This window comes from Pseudoflavonifractor gallinarum (genome assembly GCF_014982855.1).
GTDB classification, from domain to species: domain Bacteria; phylum Bacillota; class Clostridia; order Oscillospirales; family Oscillospiraceae; genus Pseudoflavonifractor_A; species Pseudoflavonifractor_A gallinarum.
This window is the reverse complement of sequence record NZ_JADCKF010000003.1, coordinates 1-20,213: the sequence shown is the minus strand read 5'-3', so window position 1 is coordinate 20,213 and position 20,213 is coordinate 1. Positions and strand designations below refer to the sequence as shown.

19 protein-coding genes are annotated in these 20,213 nt (G+C 53.6%); 8 read left to right on the top strand and 11 right to left on the bottom strand.

The window, feature by feature from the left end; genetic code table 11:
• The first annotated feature begins 199 nt into the window (after window positions 1-199).
• Window positions 200-787: a helix-turn-helix domain-containing protein gene (locus INF37_RS03790; protein WP_193536521.1), complete on the top strand. Its 588-nt coding sequence runs from the start codon at window positions 200-202 to the stop codon at window positions 785-787.
• A gap of 76 nt (window positions 788-863) precedes the next feature.
• Here the strand turns inward: INF37_RS03790 and INF37_RS03785 are convergent, their stop codons facing one another.
• The 5 genes from INF37_RS03785 to INF37_RS03765 form a co-directional block, all read right to left on the bottom strand.
• Window positions 864-2,093, bottom strand: a complete 1,230-nt coding sequence (locus tag INF37_RS03785; protein ID WP_193536519.1) for a tyrosine-type recombinase/integrase — start codon at window positions 2,091-2,093, stop codon at window positions 864-866.
• A 119-nt stretch (window positions 2,094-2,212) separates the two neighbouring features.
• Window positions 2,213-2,431: a helix-turn-helix domain-containing protein gene (locus INF37_RS03780; protein WP_087188798.1), complete on the bottom strand. Its 219-nt coding sequence runs from the start codon at window positions 2,429-2,431 to the stop codon at window positions 2,213-2,215.
• Between the two features lie 69 nt (window positions 2,432-2,500).
• Entirely contained in the window at window positions 2,501-4,441 is a 1,941-nt protein-coding gene (gene mobP3, locus INF37_RS03775) for a MobP3 family relaxase (RefSeq protein ID WP_193536517.1), read from the bottom strand.
• Window positions 4,429-4,863 (bottom strand): hypothetical protein, encoded by a 435-nt coding sequence (locus INF37_RS03770; RefSeq protein ID WP_193536515.1) that lies wholly within the window; start codon window positions 4,861-4,863, stop codon window positions 4,429-4,431. Before INF37_RS03770 ends, mobP3 begins: the two co-directional genes overlap by 13 nt.
• A 180-nt stretch (window positions 4,864-5,043) precedes the next feature.
• On the bottom strand, window positions 5,044-5,631 hold the full coding sequence (locus tag INF37_RS03765; RefSeq protein ID WP_235964198.1) for a helix-turn-helix domain-containing protein: 588 nt from the start codon (window positions 5,629-5,631) through the stop codon (window positions 5,044-5,046).
• Window positions 5,632-5,846: 215 nt separating this feature from the next.
• On the opposite strand from INF37_RS03765, the gene INF37_RS03760 reads away from it, so the two are divergent.
• Both INF37_RS03760 and INF37_RS03755 read left to right on the top strand, forming a co-directional pair.
• On the top strand, window positions 5,847-8,924 hold the full coding sequence (locus INF37_RS03760) for an RNA dependent RNA polymerase (protein ID WP_235964196.1): 3,078 nt from the start codon (window positions 5,847-5,849) through the stop codon (window positions 8,922-8,924).
• Window positions 8,914-9,783: a hypothetical protein gene (locus INF37_RS03755; protein ID WP_193536513.1), complete on the top strand. Its 870-nt coding sequence runs from the start codon at window positions 8,914-8,916 to the stop codon at window positions 9,781-9,783. The genes INF37_RS03760 and INF37_RS03755 overlap by 11 nt, the downstream gene beginning before the upstream one ends.
• A 199-nt stretch (window positions 9,784-9,982) precedes the next feature.
• Here the strand turns inward: INF37_RS03755 and INF37_RS03750 are convergent, their stop codons facing one another.
• The 6 genes from INF37_RS03750 to INF37_RS03725 all read right to left on the bottom strand — a co-directional run bounded on the left by INF37_RS03750 (window position 9,983) and on the right by INF37_RS03725 (window position 13,566).
• Window positions 9,983-10,300, bottom strand: coding sequence for a DUF6809 family protein (locus INF37_RS03750; RefSeq protein WP_235964195.1), 318 nt, complete (start codon window positions 10,298-10,300; stop codon window positions 9,983-9,985).
• Window positions 10,301-10,354: 54 nt separating this feature from the next.
• Entirely contained in the window at window positions 10,355-11,323 is a 969-nt protein-coding gene (locus INF37_RS03745) for a tyrosine-type recombinase/integrase (protein ID WP_193536511.1), read from the bottom strand.
• Window positions 11,320-12,030, bottom strand: coding sequence for a tyrosine-type recombinase/integrase (locus INF37_RS03740; protein WP_193536509.1), 711 nt, complete (start codon window positions 12,028-12,030; stop codon window positions 11,320-11,322). Before INF37_RS03740 ends, INF37_RS03745 begins: the two co-directional genes overlap by 4 nt.
• A gap of 169 nt (window positions 12,031-12,199) precedes the next feature.
• Window positions 12,200-12,580, bottom strand: coding sequence for a rhodanese-like domain-containing protein (locus tag INF37_RS03735; protein ID WP_193536507.1), 381 nt, complete (start codon window positions 12,578-12,580; stop codon window positions 12,200-12,202).
• Window positions 12,577-13,110, bottom strand: a complete 534-nt coding sequence (locus tag INF37_RS03730; RefSeq protein ID WP_193536505.1) for a GDSL-type esterase/lipase family protein — start codon at window positions 13,108-13,110, stop codon at window positions 12,577-12,579. The genes INF37_RS03735 and INF37_RS03730 overlap by 4 nt, the downstream gene beginning before the upstream one ends.
• A gap of 60 nt (window positions 13,111-13,170) precedes the next feature.
• Window positions 13,171-13,566 carry a (deoxy)nucleoside triphosphate pyrophosphohydrolase gene (locus INF37_RS03725; RefSeq protein WP_193536503.1) on the bottom strand — a complete coding sequence of 132 codons (396 nt, stop codon included), beginning with the start codon at window positions 13,564-13,566 and terminating at the stop codon, window positions 13,171-13,173.
• Window positions 13,567-13,844: 278 nt separating this feature from the next.
• On the opposite strand from INF37_RS03725, the gene dndB reads away from it, so the two are divergent.
• Genes dndB through INF37_RS03700 form a run of 5 tightly spaced genes read left to right on the top strand, consistent with a single transcriptional unit; the run spans window position 13,845 to window position 19,878 of the window.
• On the top strand, window positions 13,845-14,879 hold the full coding sequence (dndB, locus tag INF37_RS03720) for a DNA sulfur modification protein DndB (RefSeq protein WP_193536501.1): 1,035 nt from the start codon (window positions 13,845-13,847) through the stop codon (window positions 14,877-14,879).
• Window position 14,880: 1 nt separating this feature from the next.
• Entirely contained in the window at window positions 14,881-16,353 is a 1,473-nt protein-coding gene (gene dndC, locus INF37_RS03715; protein WP_193536499.1) for a DNA phosphorothioation system sulfurtransferase DndC, read from the top strand.
• Between the two features lie 12 nt (window positions 16,354-16,365).
• Window positions 16,366-18,348: a DNA sulfur modification protein DndD gene (gene dndD / locus INF37_RS03710; protein WP_193536497.1), complete on the top strand. Its 1,983-nt coding sequence runs from the start codon at window positions 16,366-16,368 to the stop codon at window positions 18,346-18,348.
• A gap of 4 nt (window positions 18,349-18,352) precedes the next feature.
• On the top strand, window positions 18,353-18,742 hold the full coding sequence (gene dndE / locus INF37_RS03705; protein ID WP_087216842.1) for a DNA sulfur modification protein DndE: 390 nt from the start codon (window positions 18,353-18,355) through the stop codon (window positions 18,740-18,742).
• Window positions 18,742-19,878, top strand: coding sequence for a cysteine desulfurase family protein (locus INF37_RS03700; protein ID WP_193536495.1), 1,137 nt, complete (start codon window positions 18,742-18,744; stop codon window positions 19,876-19,878). The genes dndE and INF37_RS03700 overlap by 1 nt, the downstream gene beginning before the upstream one ends.
• The last annotated feature ends 335 nt before the right edge of the window (window positions 19,879-20,213 follow it).

The window sequence follows — 20,213 nt, the reverse complement described above, 5'->3', positions numbered from 1 at the left end:
TGTCATTGAACTGCTGGTTGAATATGGCGAGGTTTGCTTTTTCGTGTGTTATAGGCGGTTCCGGCTTGACCGTGTCCATTTCCGCGAAGCCGCTGGCATTCTCTGCCGCTCCCGGCTGCATGTCTACGCTGCGTAGGTTGTGAAGCCGCACCCCTCCTGTTATAATCTCGATACAATCTTTGTACAGGAGATCAAACGCATGAACTTATATGTCACCGGCAACACCATCAAGCAGCTGCGGGAGCAGAAAAAGATGACGCAGGCAGAACTTGCAGATAAGATCGATGTCAGCAGCAAGACCATTTCCAAGTGGGAGACCGCCAAGGGTCTGCCGGATATCTCGCTCCTCGAGCCGCTTTCCGCCGCCCTGGGTGTCTCCGTCATGGAACTCATGAAAGGCGATGCTGTCATCAATCAAAACAGATCCGCCAATCTGCTTCGCTCCAAGCTGTATGTCTGCCCCATCTGCGGCAACGTGATCCACACCCTGGGGGATACGGTCATCAGCTGTTGCGGTTTGTCTCTTCCGGCTTTGGAGGCCGAAGCGCCGGATGAACACCACGATATCCAGATTGAGCCGGTAGAAGATGAGCACTTCATCACCGTCCATCATCCCATGACAAAATCCCACTACATTTCCTTTTTGGCCTATGTGACATCCGAAAAGTTTCAGATGATCAAGCTGTACCCGGAAGGAAACGCAGAGTGCCGTTTTCGCCTCCGAGGCCGAGGATACCTGTACTGCTACTGCAATCGCCATGGATTGATGGTGAAGCAGATCCGATAACCAGGTATGATAAACGCGAAGAACAGACAGAGTGCATCCGCAAGGGATGCACTCTGTCTGTTTATATAGAGCTCCTTTACCCCACTCTCTCGAAAGGGATTACCTTGCACCGGCTCTCCTCCGGCGGGTCGGGCGGCTCGGGCTCCGGCTTGGCCGTGACCGTTTCCATGAAGCCGCCGATCTTCTCCGCCGCGCCCCTCTGCATCTCGTTGGTGATGTGCGTATAGGTGTCGAGGGTGAACCCGGCGCTGAAGTGGCCCAGCATGCTGGACAGGGTCTTCGCGTCCACGCCGCTGGAGAGGGCCATGGTGGCGAAGGTGTGCCTGAGATCGTGGAAGCGCACGTGTTCCTCGATGCCGGCCATTTCCAGCAGCTTGCGGTTGATCCTGGACACCGCGTCCGGGCTCCAGTAGCCTCCGGTACGGGGCGACGGGAACAGGATGGGGTTGTCGGGGTGCTGTTCGTGCTCCCGCACCAGGATGTCCACTGCCTGCTGGGACAGCGCCACCCTGCGGATGGAGTTCTTGGTCTTCGGCTCGGTCACCACCAGCTCCCCGTCGATGCGGGTGACCTGCTTGCTCACCGAGAGGATGCGATCCTTCACGTTCAGGTCATCCCACAGGAGCGCCAGCAGCTCCCCTCGCCGCAGCCCGCTGGACAGCTCCAGGAAGAACATGGGCAGGACGCCGTACTTCTCCGCCTCGCGGAGATACACCCCCAGCTTCTCCGGCGGGATGATGGTCATCTCCCGATGCTCTTTGCGCGGGATGCGGCAGTTGTCGCAGGGGTTGTAGGGGATAATCCGCTCCTTGACCGCCTGCTTGAGCGCCGAGGAGAGCACCATGTGGATGCGGCGCACCGTACTGCCGGACAGGGCCGCGTTGGCCTGCGTATCAAACCGCTGTACCCGCCCCTTGGCCTTGGAATTGTTGTACATCTGCTGGATCTGGATGGCGGTGAGCCGCTTGAGCTTGACCATCCCGATGGCCGGCACGATGTGGTTCTCGATGATATTCTTGTAGTTCTTGGCGGTGTTGGGGCGGATCACCGGCTTGCTGTAGGTCTCGAACCACAGCCTGCACCACTCCGCCACGGTGTAATCCTCGTTGTGGTCCATCGGGATGCCCCGGTTGTCCCGGATGGCCCGGTCCAGCTTCTCCTTGCACTCGGCCCGCGTCTTGGCGGACACGCTTTTCTGGATGGCACGGCCGGTGGCGGGGTCGATCCCCAGGGTGTATCTGCCCTCCCAGCGGCCGTTGGGCTTTCTGCGGATGCTACCCTCGCCGTTTGCTCGTTTCTTTGCCATTGGTTATCCCTCCTTTGCGACTCGCTAAGAGCCTCGTTTCACTCGGTTGCTCGCATGCATTGCGCCTGCGGGCGCTTATGGCAACACAAACAAATACCACAGAATCCCGGAAATAGCTACTAAAATATTTCCGTCTTTTGGGCCGCCTGCTCCTCGATCCACGCCATGAACTTATCCCGAGGGACGATGATGCGGCTGCCCAGAGTGATGGTGGGGAAGTCCTTCCGGTGGGCCACCTCGTAGGCGTGGGCCAGGCCGATGCCCAGCACATCGGCCACATCCTGCACGGTCAGCATCAGGGGAAGCTCGTTGAACGAGTTATACTTGGATCGTTTCATCAGATTCCTTTCTACCCTTCCTGCGGAAGGGATTTTATTCTTTGTTTTGAGGCGCATTTCTTGCGCCGCTCACATGGTCATTTGCGGCCACTGTTCCTCATGGTCGTCCGGCTTGTGGCCCTGGGCGATCTTCTTCTCCCGCAGCTTTCTGAGCCGCTTGCGGTCGATCTGGATGCCGCCGGGGCGGGACTCGGGCAGGGAGTTGTCCTGGAACACCCGGCTCATGTGGTAGAGCAGCCGTGTCACCGCCAGCATCACATCGGGCGGGCGCTGTTCCTCCCTGTGATCCAGAAGGTACCGGGCGTATTCGTTCCCCTGCTCCGCCGACCGGGTCAGCCAGAGAGTGGCCTGCTCCTCATCCCGGGGCACTTCCTTTCCCGTGAGGTACAGCTTACCCAGCAGGTACTGGGCGTAGGGGTTCCCGCTCTCGGCGGAGCGGGTGAACCACTTCACCGCGCCCGCCGCATCCTGTTTCGTGTTCTGTCCCTTGAGCAGCTCTTTGCCCAGGCGGTACATGGCACAGCGGTTTCCGCCTTCCGCAGCGGTGCGCAGCCAGTCTATGCCCCGCGCGGTGTCCCGCACCTCCAGATCATCTGAGAGGTACAGTTTGGCGAGCGCGTACTGCGCCGCCAGATGCCCCTGCCGGGCGGCCTGCTCGAACCAATACCGGGCGTTCACCCCATCGGGGATCAGCAGAGGGCCGTCCCGCCAGAGCTTGCCCAGCAGGTATTGGGAGTAGCGGTCGCCGCCTTTCGCCAGCATCTCCAGTTCCGATACCGCGCCGCTCCGTTCCTCCAGCGTCAGTTCTTCATTCCGGATGACCTCCTGCAACGTCCAGTACGCATAGGACGCATTTTGGAACTGCTCCGGCTCGTCCCGCCGGCCCATGTCCCGGTCCTCGAAGGTGACTTGTCCCAGCCGCAGCCGCTCCGCTTCCCGGATGACGGCGTTTTTGATCTGCCGGAACTCCTTTTCTTTGGAGAACGGGAGCCGTTCCCGGGGCGTGTCGTGGTAGTAGCCATCCACCTTTCCCTGGAGCAGGAGCCACTGATCATAGCACTGGCGCACGATGGGAAGCCGCTCCATCTGATCCACGATCTCGTCCACCAGCCCTTTGAGCCGCTTGGGAAGGTAGCCGTAGGACTTCTTGCCCTTGACCGTCCCCAGCTGCATTGCCAGCTCCTGCATGAGCCGCTCGGCCTCCGGGTGGTCGCACAGACCGCCCTGCATCGCCTGCACCAGCTCCAGCATGGCCCGCCGCGCCTGCCGCACCAGTTCGTCCCGGGACGCCGACTTCTGCTCGTAGAGGTGGAGCATCTCGTCCCGGAAGATGTCGTTGGTCAGCCTGGACTTGATCTGTCGGATGCCCTCTTTGGTGAGATAGGCTTGTCCAGGTTTGGCCGACCAGGCCATCATGTGGACGTGCGGATGCTCCCCCTCGTCGTGGAAGGCTGCGTACCAGCGGAAGTCTGCGGGCGGTATTTTCATCGCCGCCGCGATCTCGTTGCGGTGGGCGCGGATGAGATTTCTCCACGCCGCGGCGTTGTCGAAGCCCAGCCGCGCCGCGTCCTCCCGCTTGAGGGAGAGGATGTGCGTCCACACATTTCCGGTGTACTGCTCCAGTTCCTCCATCGCTTTTTCCAGCGACACGCCGTCGCTGTCCCCGAACAGACCGTGGGAACCCAGCCGCTCCGCCCGGGGCCGGGTGGCGATATACTTCAGATACTGCTCCGACTGACGGAGCGCGTCCCAGTTGGATTCCAGCGCCAGGGTGAGGAAGGCAGAGGCCGCCGCCTTGGTGGGCTTGGCCTGGTAGCTCGCATACTCATAGAGGGTCTTGGTGTCCGGGAAGTCCTTCACCAGCTTGGCGATAAGCTGCTCCTGCTTGCGGGTGGGCGGGCGGTCATCCGGAAGAATTTCTACCCGCTCCCGGGTTGCGATGTAGCGAAGGTACCCGGCCGCGCCGCCGGTGCTTTTGATATAGGGGCTTTTCAAGATCAGTCTTGCCATGGGTCACCATCCCAGTTCGGCTCCTCGGCGGCGCGCGCCCGCTTCTCCAGCGAGATAAGACCGTTGGTGGCTTTCACGTTGTGGACGCTCTCTGCACGTCTGCGTTTCAGATCGTCCCGGTCAATCTCCATCGCATCCGCAATGATCCCGATGACCATATCCAGTTCCACCTCCCGGGTGTACTCCCGCCTGGCGATGAGATCCTCCAGCCGGCCCAGCCTGCCGTCCAGCACGGCCAGGAGCGCCGTGGGCAGCAGAGACTGCGCATCCTGCATCTCCAGATAGTCCACATAAAAGTTGACGGCCTTTTCCACGAACTCGTTTTTGCTCCGGCAGTTGTCCGCGGCGTACCACTGCTCCAGCCTGCGACTGGTCTCCGGCTTCATCCGCAGCGGGAGCCGCTCTTTTGTTTCGTTACCCATAAAAATCCTCCTTTCATCCAAACAGACATCGGCAAAAAGCCTGCAACACAGGGCTTTGTGGGAAAGCTGACGCCAGCGGCCCTTTTTCTGTCCGTCAAAGACGCCAGCTTTCGCACCCCCGAAACTGCCCGCACTGCGGGCAGAAGTGGCCGACCGGGCGGCGCTTGCGGCGCCAGGGTTTTATCCTGCTTTTTCCTTCGTCCCCGCTTTTTCCTCCACCCCCGGAAGCGATTCAGGCGGCAACTCTGGAAAAGCCCCCGAAAGCGGCCCAAATCCGCTCTCCACGCCCGAGGGGGTATCCAGCCCCGCAGGCTCCCCCAAAGGCGCACACAGGGCGTTCTGGGGGCTTCTGCGGGCGGATTCCGCCAGACGCTCCGCCGCCCTCTGACGGGCGGCATCCTCCTCCAGCTGCCGCAACTGCCGCTCATAGAACGATTCCACCGCCGCCTGGATGGGGCAGATGGTGTAGAGCAGGTTTCCATTGAGCGGCCTGCCGTCCTTGCTTCGTATCATGGTCGGCTCGGTGTGGATGAGACCTTTCTCCTCCAGGCTGCGCACATATTTGCTGACCGTGTTTTCGCACATGCCCAGCGCTTTGCCGATGGTCTTGTAGCTGGGCCAGCACTGATAGGTTTTTCTGTTCTCGATGCTCAGCAGGTAGCAGTAGATCGAGATCTCCGGGTGATTGAGACCGATGTGAAACACTTCGTTGGGAACCAGAAAATAGTTTTTGCGGGGATCGCGTTTGGGCCACTGTTGAAACTTCATTTTGCACCACCTTTCTTTTTCATCTCTGCGGAACTGATTTCTCTTTGCGCGCCGCCGCGTGGAGCAGCGGCAGAGCGACACAGCTTCAAGTGTTCATTGCTTCCATCCTCCTTTCTCACACAAAATAAAACGCTCCCGCAAAATTTGTGGGAGCAGTGTCTATATTTCTTTTTTCACTTCTCTGTGATAGAATGAGACCATCCGGAGGTGAGAAGATGGGCCAGAGCAAATACCGTATTTTTGAACTGTCCGCCCGGGCGGTGATGAGTTATGCCGCGCAGGAAAACGAACAGTGGCACTTTGCCCTTGACCGGGCGGCGACGGAAAAGTGCAAGCGGGTTTCCGCCCTTCATGAGCAGGACGGCAACGCGCTGTTCTTTCAGATCATGTGCGTCGTGCAGGGAGATGACTTTTCCGAGCCGACAGACGACCGGCCCATCGAAGGATTATCCGATGTGATTTTTTACATGGACTTCTCCGGGATCTTTGACCGCAGCAGCACACTGCCCCGCCAGCAGATCCGTCAGGAGAAGGCCCGGGATATGTTCCGCCCCGAGGGCGTGTGCCTGGATCTGGGATCGGGGATGCACCGCTATCTCGCCTTCGAGCGCTCGGGCAGCATGAGCCGCCAGAGCAAGCTGTCCTTTCTCCGGGAGGATGTGTACGACCAGGTGCGCCGCCGCATCCAGATGGACATGACCATCGGCGACTGTCAGCTCAGCAAGCTCTACGCCTACAACGGCCTGATGCTTTCCAGCGGTACACGGCTGGACGGGATCGACATCGACAAGCCCCACCGCGTCATCGTGGTGGATAACCCGGTGGTGATGACCAGGGGCGTCCCGGTCGTCACGGTGGAAGACGACGGCACCCAGAACAGCACCCGGAAGTATCACCGGGTGGAGCGCCGGATGGACATTCCCATCACCTGCTTTGACGGAGAAGGACTCATCTCCAAGCAGTACGCCAAGGTCATCGACCGGGCGCTCTGCGGCGCTGTCGTCCACACTTCCTTTCAGATCCGTCTGCCCTACATCAAAGGGATGGTGCATCAGGTGGACTTCCAGGAGATCCTGGACCTGTGCGGCCAGACCGTGATCCGGGACAGCTGGGGGCAGGAGCACCATGTCAAGGACGTGGACATCATTCTCACCAAGAGTATGTTCAAGGGGTTTGGCTGGCTGAAGGACAGCGGGATGACCTGGGCGGACTATTGGGACGCGTTTCGGCGCTACCGCCACGCTTTGTACATCACCAATGTGAGCAAGGTGAAACCGGAGACCCACACCGAACTGAACTACCAGTTTTTGAACACGGTATCCATCCGGGAGGAGGAGTTCCGTCCCCGGAATCTGCCCGACGGCTGGGATCACAGTCCGGAGGAGGACGAGCGGAACTGGCTCACCAAGCAGACCGAGGTAGCCTACTACAATTTTTGCGCCAACAAGACCTTCCAGCAGGAATACTTTCTGCAGCGGATGAACCGCTGGGGCATTCTGCCCTTTCGCAAAAACCGGGAGCATCTGCTGGGAGAGATCCTGCGCAAAAATCCGCGCATGATCGGCGAACCGATCTACCAGCAGGAGCTGGCCGGCAGGGCAAAACAGATTTTGAAGAACTACTCGCTGGGGCGGCTGATCGTAGCCGGGGACAACCGCTATCTCTCCGGCGATCTGATGGATTTTTTAAGCTATCTGCTGGAGACGCTTCCACAGAAGAAGCGGAACAAGGCTTTTTATGATGTGACCAAAAGTTTACGCTTCAAAACCAGCGCCTTCTACGCTCCCGGTGCGGCCTATCAGCACGGAGACACCTGCACCCTGCTGCGCAATCCCCATATTGCGAGAAATGAGGAACTGCAGCTCTCCTCCTACGATGCCAAGAAAGAAAAGCGGCAGATGCGGCATTTCTATTTCCGGCATCTCACCGATCTGGTCATGGTGGACTCCACCATGCTGGCGGCGGAGCGGCTGGGCGGCGCGGACTATGACGGGGATATGGTCAAGACCATCGCCGACCCCATTTTGAACGAGTGCGTCCGCCGAAACTACGAGGCATCGCGCGGTATCGCGGACGACGCGCTTTCCAACGAGGCCAACATCCCGCTGCTGATGATCCCATCCGCAACACCCCTGATCCGCAGCGCAGAGGATTGGGAAGCTCGGTTTGAGGTGGTGCGCGGTACCTTCTCCTCCCGGGTGGGGCAGATCTGCAACGCCGCTCTGGATCGCAGCATCATCGCCTACAACGAAAACTCAGACGCAGAGGAGCGCAAACGCCTTCAGGACGAGACCGAAGTGCTGGCCATTCTGACCGGGCTGGAGATCGACTCGGCCAAGAGCGGCATCCGCCCGGATCTGGATGAGTATCTGAAAACGCGGCGGGTGCGGCGGACGCCTTTTCTCCAGTATAAAAATCTGGTGGATGACGCTGAGGAGACACGCCGGGCCTGGTATGAGGAGACCCACCAGCAGCGCATCAAAGCCTTTTTCAAAAAAATCGACTGGGACAAGGTAGACTCCAATCTGGAGCGCCTGCCCTATTTGGCGCTTCAGCTGAAAAAGCACACGCCGGCCGCCAGAACCAGGCCCGCCAGGGATCACGAGATCTTCACCTTTGCCCAGCAGCCCGATTGGAAGGAACATCTCGACGGGGAAATTTTAGCGCAGATCTCTGCCCTGCTGCGGGACTATGAAGCCTGCCTGTCCCGCATCCGCGCCTACCGGGTGGAGCCCAGCGAAAAGAAACGAAAGAGCGACATCGCCCGCATCCTTTTTGCCCGGGGGCAGGAGGAGCTTTGGGACACGGATGAGCTGTACGCCCAGCTGGGAAGCCTGCCTCCCGAACGGGTGGCGGAGATCTGGACGGCGCTGAATGAGGCCAGATGGCAGTTTCTGCGGGAAGATGAACGGATGCAGTTCCTCCTCACCTGGCTGCCGGAGTTTGAATCGCTCTTCGACCTGTTTTCTGATTTCCGTAGTGGTGGATATCGGGTTTTGAGCGACCTGCTCTTTGATATTCAGCAGGAGAATGAACAGCAGAAAAAGCGGCAGCTGCACCGCCCCGGAGACTCGGCGACATTTGATGAGCTGATGGATGCGTATCTCAGCAAGCGGAATTCCCAGCATTACCGGGAGGCGGTATCCGCCCGGTGTCGCCAGCTGATGAACAGGATCGTTCGTTCGCAGACTGCGGTGCGCTATGTGGAAGCCCTGGGCAAGCGGAACCTGCTGTGGGATCTGCTGCTGGATGCACTCGAGCCCAATGTATTGGAGGTGCGCCATGCTGAATGAATGGCAGGAGTTTTTGGACTATACGGAGCCGGTAGCGTACCAGGCTTCCGGCAAAAAGGACACCGCCTGGCTGGGGCGGTTCACCTTTGAGGCCCTGCGGGACTTCAGCGGCATGAACCGCATCCTGACCATCCTGGCCCGCGGCCTTTTATTTCACGCTCCGGACGGCACCCTGTTGCCCGGCGATCCGAGGGAGCGGATCAGTTTTGCTTACGACGGCCTGTGCGCCTGGTGCAGTATTCCCGAGCGCCGCGGTGCGCCCCATGAGGAGTGGCAGCACCGCACCGATTTTGCGCCGCTCCACGAGCAGTTCCCAAAGCTGGTGGACGAGGAAGGCTGGGGCTGGTTCAGCCGCCACTTTCACAGGGCCATGCGGTTTGCTCTGGCGCACCCGGACTTGGTGCATAAGAACTATGCAGCATCCGCCGGGAAGCTGGACAAGCTGTTTGACCAGGAGTGGCGCAGCAAAGTGCTTCAGTATCAGACGGAGAGCCTCTCCACCCTGACAGAGGGCGCGTGGACGATCCGCTTTGACGATATGATCGCCGACGCCCTGGAGCTTGGCCCCCTGCGCTGCACGGAGCCGGAGCTGCCGGCGGAGCTGGCAGAACGGCTTGAGCAGGTACGCCCTGAGAAAATGCCTTCCAATATCCTGCCCACCCTGGTGGCCTACTATCTGGCCAACCGCCCGGAGGACAGCGACTGGGTGGTGCTCCCTGTGACCAACTTCGACTGTTACTTCGGCAACACCAACTTTGGCCGGAAATATCTGAACCAGCTTCCCCAAGAGGTCATCGAGCGAAACAACAGTTTCGGCATCAGCCGCTACCGGGTCAGGGAGGAATACCTGCCGAAATAAGCGACGGGACTGGCCAGTGCGGCCAGTCCCGTGACGACGTATGGAGACGGAAGAGAATTAATAAGCAATGTCATGAAATCATGTGTTTCTGTCAATTAAGCATTTTTCTGATTGGCTTTTTTGCCGCCGTTATCACTACTTTCTTTTTTAGTAGCGATAACGATCCGAATCAGAGAACTCCTCTATGGCAATTTATTTTTCATTCTGATCCCTCATCAGATACGAAACGAGCGCCCGCTCTCCTGGCTCGACAGGAGAATGAGCGCTCGTTTTCGTCGTTGTGTACTTCCGCCGAAAGCCTCCACGCCAGCTCAAATCCGGCGATAAAGCTGTCGAGGGAGGTCTGTTCTCTGATGGAGTCCTGGGCGTCGATAATCCGCAGCACCAGCTTGCGCTCCGGTTTTTCCAAGGCCGCGATTAACGCTTTGTGGCACTCCTCCACTTCATTCTCCTGTTCGTCCAGCTCTGGGCGGACATAAAAGTGATCATACAGCTCTTTGAGCAGTTTGTTTTCCATCGTCATCATCTCCTTGCGACACAAACACATACCACACCTTCCGCACAATAGCTATCAGAATTTCAGAAGGTTTCCCAGAAGATCCGCCGCTTGCCGCAATTCCTCCTGGGAGGCTTCTCCGGGAGTGCTTTCGCTTTTGGCGGCGGGGCCTGCCAGGTAGGGGGCGTAGTTCTGCCACGTCATGGAAGTGCGGAAATGGCCCAGCATCTGCGATACCTCTCCGGTGTCCATCCCATTTTGCAGGGCGAGGACGGCGCAGGTGTGCCGGAGGTCTGCAAATCGGATGTGGTCCAGACCAGCTTCCTTGATGATCTCATTGTGTATCCGGCGCACCATCTGGGGCGAGTAGGGCCTCTGTGTGGCCGGGTGCATGAACATGAGCGGACTGCTGGGGTGCCTGGCGTGTTCCGTGCGCAGGAGCTCGACGACTTCCTCCGTCAGGCTGACGGTCCTGGTGCCGCCTTTGTACTCCACCAGCTCCCGCCGCTCCACCGAACGGCTCTCCGAGATGGTCAGCATCCGCATCTTAACATCCAGGTCGCTCCATTTCAGTGCGATCAACTCTCCTTGCCGAAGCCCCGCCGTCAGCGCCAGCAGGAACATGGGGACGCAGCCCAGCCGCTCGGCTGCGTCCAGATAGTCCTCCACCTCTGTTGGCGTCAGCACATTGGCGCTGACCTTCTTGGGCTTTGGATAGCGGAATGCACGGGCGGGATTATCCGTTATCAGGCCGTCCCGAATGGCTTGGTCCAGACATTGCTGGAGCAGGCGGTGGATGTGCCGCATGGTGTGTTCGCCCAATCCTGGATATTCGGGGCTTTCCGGGCGGTGGCCGCCAAACCGCTTTCGCTCCTCCAGAAAATCGCCCACTTGCTCCACAGTCAGCTCCTCCAGCGGAATCTCGCCCAATCCGGGAAGGATGTGGTTCTTGAAGAGATACCCATGGGCCGCGTAGGTAGTCGGGCGGCTCTGGTTCTTGTCGTAGACCTCCTGCCAGTGGAGGATATACTCTTTCAGCGTCATATCCCCACCTCCATGCATTGGCGCTGCAGATTCCGGAAGGCCACCCATGGAAGCCCCGCCTGTTTGAGTATCCGCTTGTGGAGGTAATAGAACTCGTGGAGCTGATACGGCGCTCCGGTCTTGGGGTTGAGGAACACATGGCGGTCGGTTTTCGGTATGCCTTCCAGAAGATGCTCCGCCTTGCGGTTAAGGGCCAGCAGGCGCTGTCCCTTGAGGATATACCGGCAGCGGATATGAAAATCGGCCCACGACAAGGTGATGAGTTCACATTGCCGCAGGCCGCTGGAGAGTCCTGTGTAGATGAGCGGGAGTACACCAAGCTGTTCCGCTGCATTCAGATACCGCTGGAGCTGCCCCAGGCGCAAGGGGGCCGTTTTATATTCCTCTGCCTGCGGCTCCTGGCAGAGCCGCACCGGGTTATAGGGGATCAGCTGGTCACGGGCCGCTTCGTCCATACAGCGCCGCAGGAGCAGATGGACGCACCAGACGCTTCTGGCGCTGAGCCCCTGGCTCCGCAGGCTGTCATAAAAGCCAGCAACAGTGTTTTCCGACAGCTCCGCCAGCGGAATGCTCCCGATTCCGGGCAGAATGTGGCGGTAGATCAGGTTGCGGTATCCACCCACGGTGCTGCCGCTCCATCTGCGCTGGTTCTCGCAGAACCAGTGATCGCACCATAGGCCCACGGTGCAGCTGTTTTCTTTCTGCATATCGTCGCCTCCTTTCGGCAACCGAACAATACCACAGAAAGAGGGAAATAGCTACTACTTTATCGCCCGGCAGAGGTCATATCTATCCCTATAAGCTGCGGAACCGGCCAGTCCCGTATTCCTTGTTTAGGCGGCGCATATTTTGTGCTGCTTGCGTTCTCTGCCTGTCTTACGGCTCTGTTTCATAGGGCCAGGTGTTGATGCCGCCGAATTCGTAGATGTTGGTGTAGCCCAACTCGGCCAGCGTGGAAGAGGCGGTCTTACTGCGGTTTCCGCTGCGGCAGTAGACCAGCACCGTGGAATCCTTCTCAGGGATCACCTCGGCGGCGGTCGTTTCGTCAATGGTACCCACCGGCAGCAGCACTGCGTCGGGGATGTGGCCGCTGTCGTACTCGTCCTGCTCGCGCACATCCAGGATGATGACCTCCTGGGTATCCATCATCTCTTTCGCCTCTTCTTGGGTGATCTGCTGGTAGGAGCCGTCTGCGGCAGTCCCACCGCACCCGGTCAGCAGGAAAAGGGCAAGCAGGAAAGGGATCATTCGTTTCATTTGAGTTCCTCCAAAAGTCCGGCAGCAAAGGCCTTGTGGCCCTGCTCCGTAAAGTGTACGCCGTCGTAGGCCAGGGGGATGTCCCACTTCCCGGCGTCGGCAAAGCGGATGTTCAGGCGCTCTGCCAGTGCCCGGCAGAGCCGGGCGAAGGTGCGGGAGTCCTCAATGAGCTGCGGGTTGGGCACCCACTCGCCCATAGCCATTGGCGGCGGTGCGATCAGCAGGATCTTGTTGCAGTTCAGGGAAATGCCGGAGAGAAACCTCTCCAGCCGCTCGGCGGCCTGCTCTGGACTTCGCCCCTGGAGCAGGTCGTTGGTTCCAAGCATGACGATCAGCAGGTCGGTGTCAACGGGAACGGCCGGGGCTGCGACGGGGATCTCCCGGCCGTTCTGTCCCATGTTGGAGATATCCCAGCCAGTTTCGGCAGCCAGAATATCCACCCACCGGCAGTCCGCGTCATAGCGCCCGCCGAAATAGCCCCGGGGATCATAGCCGTAGGTGTTAGAGTCGCCGAAGCAGATGACGTTCATGCTATGCATTTCCTTTCTCTGTATGTTCGCATTCTCCAAAGTAGAGAAAGAAGCTTTTGCCTAATCTTTCCGTCCCTTCGATTGCTTTAGCCTTATTAGAATCTCCTCATCCGCCGGACAGAACGCAAATTGATCAATCTCATCCACTGTGATCCAACGGATGTCATTATGCTCCAGTTTCTGGGGGACGCCCTCCCGGATAGTGGCATGAAACAGTGTCAGATGGACCGTCAGATCGGGGTATTCATGAATCACATCCATGAACACTTCTCCTACATCCAGGGTAATAGACAATTCTTCCTGACATTCCCGAATGAGCGCCTGTTCCCTGGTTTCGCCTGGCTCTACCTTGCCGCCCACAAACTCCCACAACATCCCTCTGGCTTTGTGGGCCGGGCGCTGACAGATCATAAACTTGTCCTGATTCCAAATCAGGGCCGCAACTACTTCGGTCATTTACTCACCCATTTTACAGATTGATAGATATTTGCGCATGGATAATCGTTGGTATAAGTAATCCATGTACCAAGTATAGCGACCTTCTCTATTCTCTACAAGTATAACTTTTTTCGTTGTTGTTTGTATCTTGCAATGAACAAACAAACAAACAAGAGACTTCCACTCTCTTTACATGACTTCCGCGATGCTTTATAATGTGATATGTTATGACCGCTCCTCAGCAGGGCTTGCTGTGTACTATAGTTAACTATTACGTTATAGAGAGGGTGCCATTCTTGAGTTCCGCTTCTTTTGTGTTTCCTGCCGTCAAGGGTATCCAAGCAAAGAGGGAATACTTTACCTCGATGGTTCCATTAGAGGTGATCCCGAAAATCTTTCAGTTTGTTGACGAACAACTACCACCAGAAATTCGGGCACAGCGTATTCTCAACCGTGCCAGGATTCCAGAAATTCGAGATTACATTTTAGAGAACCCCGATGACTATGTGTTTTCTTCGATAACAGTTTCCGTTGATGGTGGCATGGAGTTTATTCCATTAAATGAAGACGAGCCCCTTCTCGGTCACATTACAATTTCTATGAGTGCCAAGTTTCTCATAAATGACGGGCAGCATCGGCAAGCCGCTATTGCGGAAGCAATAAAAAAGAACCCCGAGCTAAAGAATGAGCATATCTCAGTTGTTTTCTATCGCGATGAAGGTCTCGCCCATTCACAGCAAATGTTTTCGGATCTTAACCGCTATGCAATTCGTCCTACAAAATCAATCAACATTCTTTTTAACTCGCGAGAAGAGTCCTCCATTGTTGCAAAGCGGGTTATTAATACGGTTAATGTTTTTCAGGATATTACTGAAAAAGAACATACCTCCATATCCAATCGCTCTAAAGCACTGTTTACATTGAGTGCGATCTGTAGCGGCACGGAAGCCTTATTAAAAGATCTGGACTTAGGTTTGGAGGAGAAATGCAATTTAGCAATTCATTTTTGGGAACAAGTATCTCAGTACATTCCTTTTTGGAAAGCAGTAAAGAACGGTCAGGCCAAGTCCTCTGATGTGCGAAAAAACACAATTTGTACCTTAAGTATCACCCTTAATGCCATCGGGGCTGGAGGTAATCAAATTATTCAAAGATATCCAGATACATGGGAGAGGCATCTTTGCCATCTGGCGCATATTGATTGGAGCAAAACCAACCCAGTGTGGGAAAATCTCGTCTTTATTCACGGAAAAGTTACTACAAATCGTGCTTCACAAAGAGCCATGGCTACATATATAGAGAATATTATGACAGAAGAAATTGGTGGATAAAATGGCTAATTTAACAAAAGAAGATATTCGTATTGTACTTAACACTATACAGGAAGTGTATTTAGCAGATAAGATACCCTGGATTTGTGGATACAGTGGCGGCAAAGATTCCACTGCCGTCGTACAACTTGTTTGGATCGCACTTTCCCAGCTTCCAAAGGATAAATTACACAAACCCGTTCATGTTATTAGCACAGACACTCTGGTTGAATCCCCAGTTGTTGCACTATGGGCCACTCGCTCTATTGCGCACATGAAAGAGGCTGCAAATAACCCCGAACACAAATTACCTATTATTCCACATAGGCTTGTTCCAGAGGTCACCAACACCTTCTGGGTAAATCTCATAGGGCGGGGCTATCCATATCCTCGGCGTGATTTTCGTTGGTGTACTGACCGTATGAAAATCGACCCTTCAAATCGCTTTGTTAAAAAAATTCTGGATGCAGAGAGCGAAGCAATCCTGGTCCTTGGAACACGCAAAGCCGAGAGTGCCACCCGCAAAGCCGTCATGGAAGGTTATGAGAAAAAGCGATACCGAGATCATCTTAGCCCCAATGGCTCGTTTCCAAACTCCTATGTTTTTACTCCTATTGAAAACTGGAGCAACGACAACGTCTGGCAATATCTTGTACAATACCCCAACCCCTGGGGACATTCAAATAAGGACTTGTTGGCAATGTATAGTGGTGCCTCTGCGGATGGCGAGTGTCCGTTGGTGCTTGATACATCTACACCCAGTTGCGGCAACAGTCGTTTCGGTTGTTGGGTATGTACTATGGTTTCCGAGGATAAGTCCATGGCAGCCATGATCCAGAATGACGAAGAGAAAGCGTGGATGCTTCCCATGCTTGAATTCAGAAATGAAATTGCCGGTACTTGGGATATTGATAGAAAGCGTAGAGATTTTCGCCGTATGGATGGGCGCCTAACGTGGCATAACGAGCGACTGGTACACGGACCATATACACAGGAAACCCGCAAGTACTTTTTAACTCGTCTGTTAGAGGTTGAGAAACTTGTGCATGAGATCGGACCAGAGGAAATTAAGGATGTTCCCTTGATTACCATGGACGAACTTCGATTTATCCGTCAAATATGGTTAGATGAAAAACACGAGTTTGAAGATTTGTTGCCCGAAATCTACGAATCTGTTACCGGAAAACGCTATGAAGATGGATCTATTAGCAAAAATAAGTATTTTGGTCCAGCGGAAGCCAGAATTCTTCGCGAGGCTTGCCAAGCGGTATGCCCAGATGAGACTTTGATGTACGAAATGCAACGCTCTCTATTAGATGTAGAAGCTAAAGCAGCCGCCATCTCTAACAAGAGAAATGTAATTCAAAATTTTGAGCATGAGATAAAAAAAGCATTTTATCGTGATAAGGATGATGCAGCCCTTATTGCAGAAGAACGTGCAAAAAAAATAACAGGAATGCAAGAATCCTTTGACGATGGAAATTGGACGGAGTGAGGTGCCAAGAACATGTATTTTACAAAAATCGAATTGCATAATTTTGGCATCTACAAAGGCCATCACGAAATGTGTCTTTCGGACCAAATCGGCAACCGCAATGTTACCCTCATCGGTGGATTGAATGGTCGCGGAAAGACGACCTTTCTTGATGCTATTTTGCTTGCATTATATGGAAAGCAAGCATTAAAGTATGTTCAGGAAAACGCGCGTTCCTATGAACGGTTGCTCATAGAGCACATTAATAAGCACGCGACGGATGATCTTACTTATGTCGCTGTATCACTCGGTTTGGATGATGGAACCGCTTTGCGTGTCTGCCGGAAGTGGAAGTTAAAAGGCAAGAAAGTCGATGAAGCGATTGTCGTTGAGAAAAACGGAACTATAGATAAGTACCTTGGCGAAAGTTGGAGTTACTATATTGAAGAAATCTTACCTTTTGGAATAGCAAGATTCTTCTTCTTTGATAACGAAAAAATCGCTCAACTGGCTGATGACGCTTCATTTGAGCAAATTAAAACTTCTATTAAATCGGCAATTGGTGTTTCTACAATTGAAAAAGCAATTACTCATATTGATGAAGTAATTCGCCGAAAAAAAGATGCTCTGCAAGCCTTTGAAAAGAGCGAAGTCAACCAAGGTTACCAAGAGGTAGAGGCGCAGCTCAAAGAGATCAACTCCAAAATCGAAGCAGCTCATCGAGAGGCTGACGTCTTAAAGGCAAATTGTGAGAGTATTGCAATTGCTATAGAAACCAAAGAAAAAGCGTTTTGGGCTTCTGGTGGTGACTTAACACTCAGCCGAGAGGCCATTAGACAAGAAAAAGAGAAAATCAAGGCATATGTGCAAGAAGTTCGTGACGAAATTATGCTGCGTGTATCTGATCCAGCAACTCCGCTCTTCATGTGCCGCAAATTAGTTACACAAGCTTATGATGCAGAGATTGAGGAACAGAAAAAAGCGGCTCTGAAGCTTTCCGACCCAATTGTCGAAAGTATTCAGAAAAATATTTTGGAGCGATTTAATCAGGGTAATTTTGATGACAGAACGCTCAGAATCATTACTGATATTGTCAAACAAGAGATCAGAAAATTCACTTCAACAGGCGAGGGTGCGGAACACATTAACATGTCCCACACGACCATGCTCCTCTTTGACAAATTAATTGTCACGATATTCCATTCCCTTGATCAAAAAATTGAAACCTTAATCAGTCATGTCGATGCGCAAGAAAATGAGCTAATGAGCTTGGACGCACACCTTGGTGAGTCAGACGAAAAGACGATGGCCATGAAACTCTATGAAACGCTCAAAGAGCATGAGCGCAAAAAAGCTTTGGCTGACGACCAATATCAAAAGCAGCAGGGCTTAATCGAGAGTTTGGAACGCCAGAAAGAAGCTCTCCATTCTAAGCGTTTGCAGTTAATCAAGACTATCGCAGAAAAAGAGAATACGAATGATGATAACTCCCGCATTATCAAATATTCTGTGATGTCTATCGAAGTTCTTAATGAATTTAAAGTTCGTTTGCAGCGCGAAAAGATAGACAAGCTTTCTGCCACTGCCACAGAATGCTTCCAGACTCTGGTTGAAAAAGATTCCCTTGTGAGTAAAATACATATTGATACGGACAGCTTAGATGTAACCATACTTGATCCAGATGGGCATGAGCTGTTAAAGAACCAACTCTCCGCAGGAGAGCAGCAGATGTTTGCTATTTCCATTGTGTGGGCACTGGCCAGAACCTCTGGGTATAAGGCCCCCGTAGTCATTGATACCCCCATGGCTCGCTTAGACTCCTCCCACCGGGCAAATTTTGTTACCAGCTATCTACCGTCTGCAAGCTCCCAGGTTATGGTTCTTTCCACAGATGAAGAGATCTATGGCAGATATCTTGATATGATTCGAGAAAATGTTGTAAATTACTTTACTCTACATTATCGTGAAGGTGAGCAATGCACCTCTATCATCAACGGCTATTTTGAGGGGGTGTGATAGTATGATTATTAAGCATTTTAAACTGTCACAGCCAGAGAAGGAGCGCCTCATTCGAATCAAAGCAAAGACAGGTGTTCAAAACTGGAATATTCTTTGCCGTTGGGCATTATGTTGGTCGCTTTCAGAGCCTACCATTCCAGGCAGTATTGATCCACAGTCAGACAGTAACGTTGAAATGGATTGGACCACTTTTGCCGGCGAATATGCAGAAATCTATGAAGCAATTATACGCCAGCGCTGTTTGAATGATGGATTGGGAGATGACCCTAACACTTTAATCCGGTACTTCCGACTTCATCTTTATCGTGGCATTAACCATTACAGCACCAGAGACGTTTTGAAAAGCTGCTCAGATTTACTCGAATCTGCTCTTCCGAAGGAGAAAGCATAATGGCTGTTTATCTCGACTACAACGCTTCTGCTCCAATAGATGAAAGGGTTCTGGAGAGAATGATTGAAGTATATCGCTCTCACTATGGCAACGCAGATAGTAGAACCCACATCTTTGGCACAGAAGCCAAAGAAATTGTTTCCTCTGCAAGAAAATCCATTGCGGAGATCTTGGCCGTGGATAGTACGGATGTTTTCTTTACCAGCGGTTCCACCGAGAGTAATAACATGGCGATTCTTGGACTGCTCGACTATGCTCTTGAGAGTGGCCGTAATCACTTCATTACCACATCCATCGAGCACAAGTCTGTTTTGGAAGCAATGAAACACCTGCAAGAAAAAGGTTGTGTCGTGGATTTTGTTTCTCCCGATGTGTCTGGCCGAATCAAACCGGAGCAAATTCTAAGCCTCGTCACGGACAAAACTCTGCTTGTTTCCATGATGCAGGTCAACAGCGAAACCGGCGTGATACAGCCTATTGAAGAAGTTGGTACAGCATTGGCAGCAACGAAAACCTATTTTCATGTTGATGCCACACAAGGTTTTGGCAAGCTGAACGACAGTTTGCGAAATACAAAGTATGATATGCTCAGTATTACCGCCCACAAGATCAGCGGTCCCCAGGGAATTGGTGCATTTATCATGCAGCGTGACCGCACATATAAGCGGCCGCCTGTTAAACCGCTCATGTACGGTGGTCAGCAGGAACGCGGATATCGTCCAGGAACCACACCGGTGGCCCTGGTTGCAGGATTTGCTCTCGCAGCGCAGCTAAGTGACAAGGAATCTGCCGCCCACATGGAAAGCTGTAGAGCAATCAAGCAAAGATTCATGGAGGCTGTGGAAGGTCTGAACTATACTTTGAACGGAGACCAGGAATACTGTTTGCCGTCCACTGTAAACATTAGTTTCCACGGTGTTGATGCAGAGGGTATCTTCCTTGCTGTAAAGGAGGATTATGCGTTCTCCAATGGTTCAGCCTGTAACTCTGGCAGCCATGCTCCAAGCTATGTACTAACGTCCATGGGACTGGATGAATCACAAGTAAGTGAGGCTATCCGTCTTTCCTGGAACCATAATACAAAGGTTGACTTCTCTGCCCTTACGGACTATGTAAAGTCTATAATTGATTTATAATTAAAAAGGCTGTTGCAAAATAGCCTCTTAAAAAAATATACCAAAAACGGTCCCAAAGAAAGTTTGAGTTGCTTTTGGGGACCGTTTTTTCTGTTACCGTCATATTTATATTTTGCAAGATCCTTCTTTGAGTAGTTATAATGGCACATGGTCGGTCAGGTAGAATAAGTTTCGCAAAAACAAAAAAAGACATGGTTTGCAGATCTCTGGGTCAGGTAGAATAAGTTTCGCAAAAACAAAAAAAGACATGGTTTGCAGATCTCTGGTAGAATGAAGTTGCGACACCACCATTCGAAAGGAGACAGCAAACCATGTCCGAGAAGATTGTACAGCTA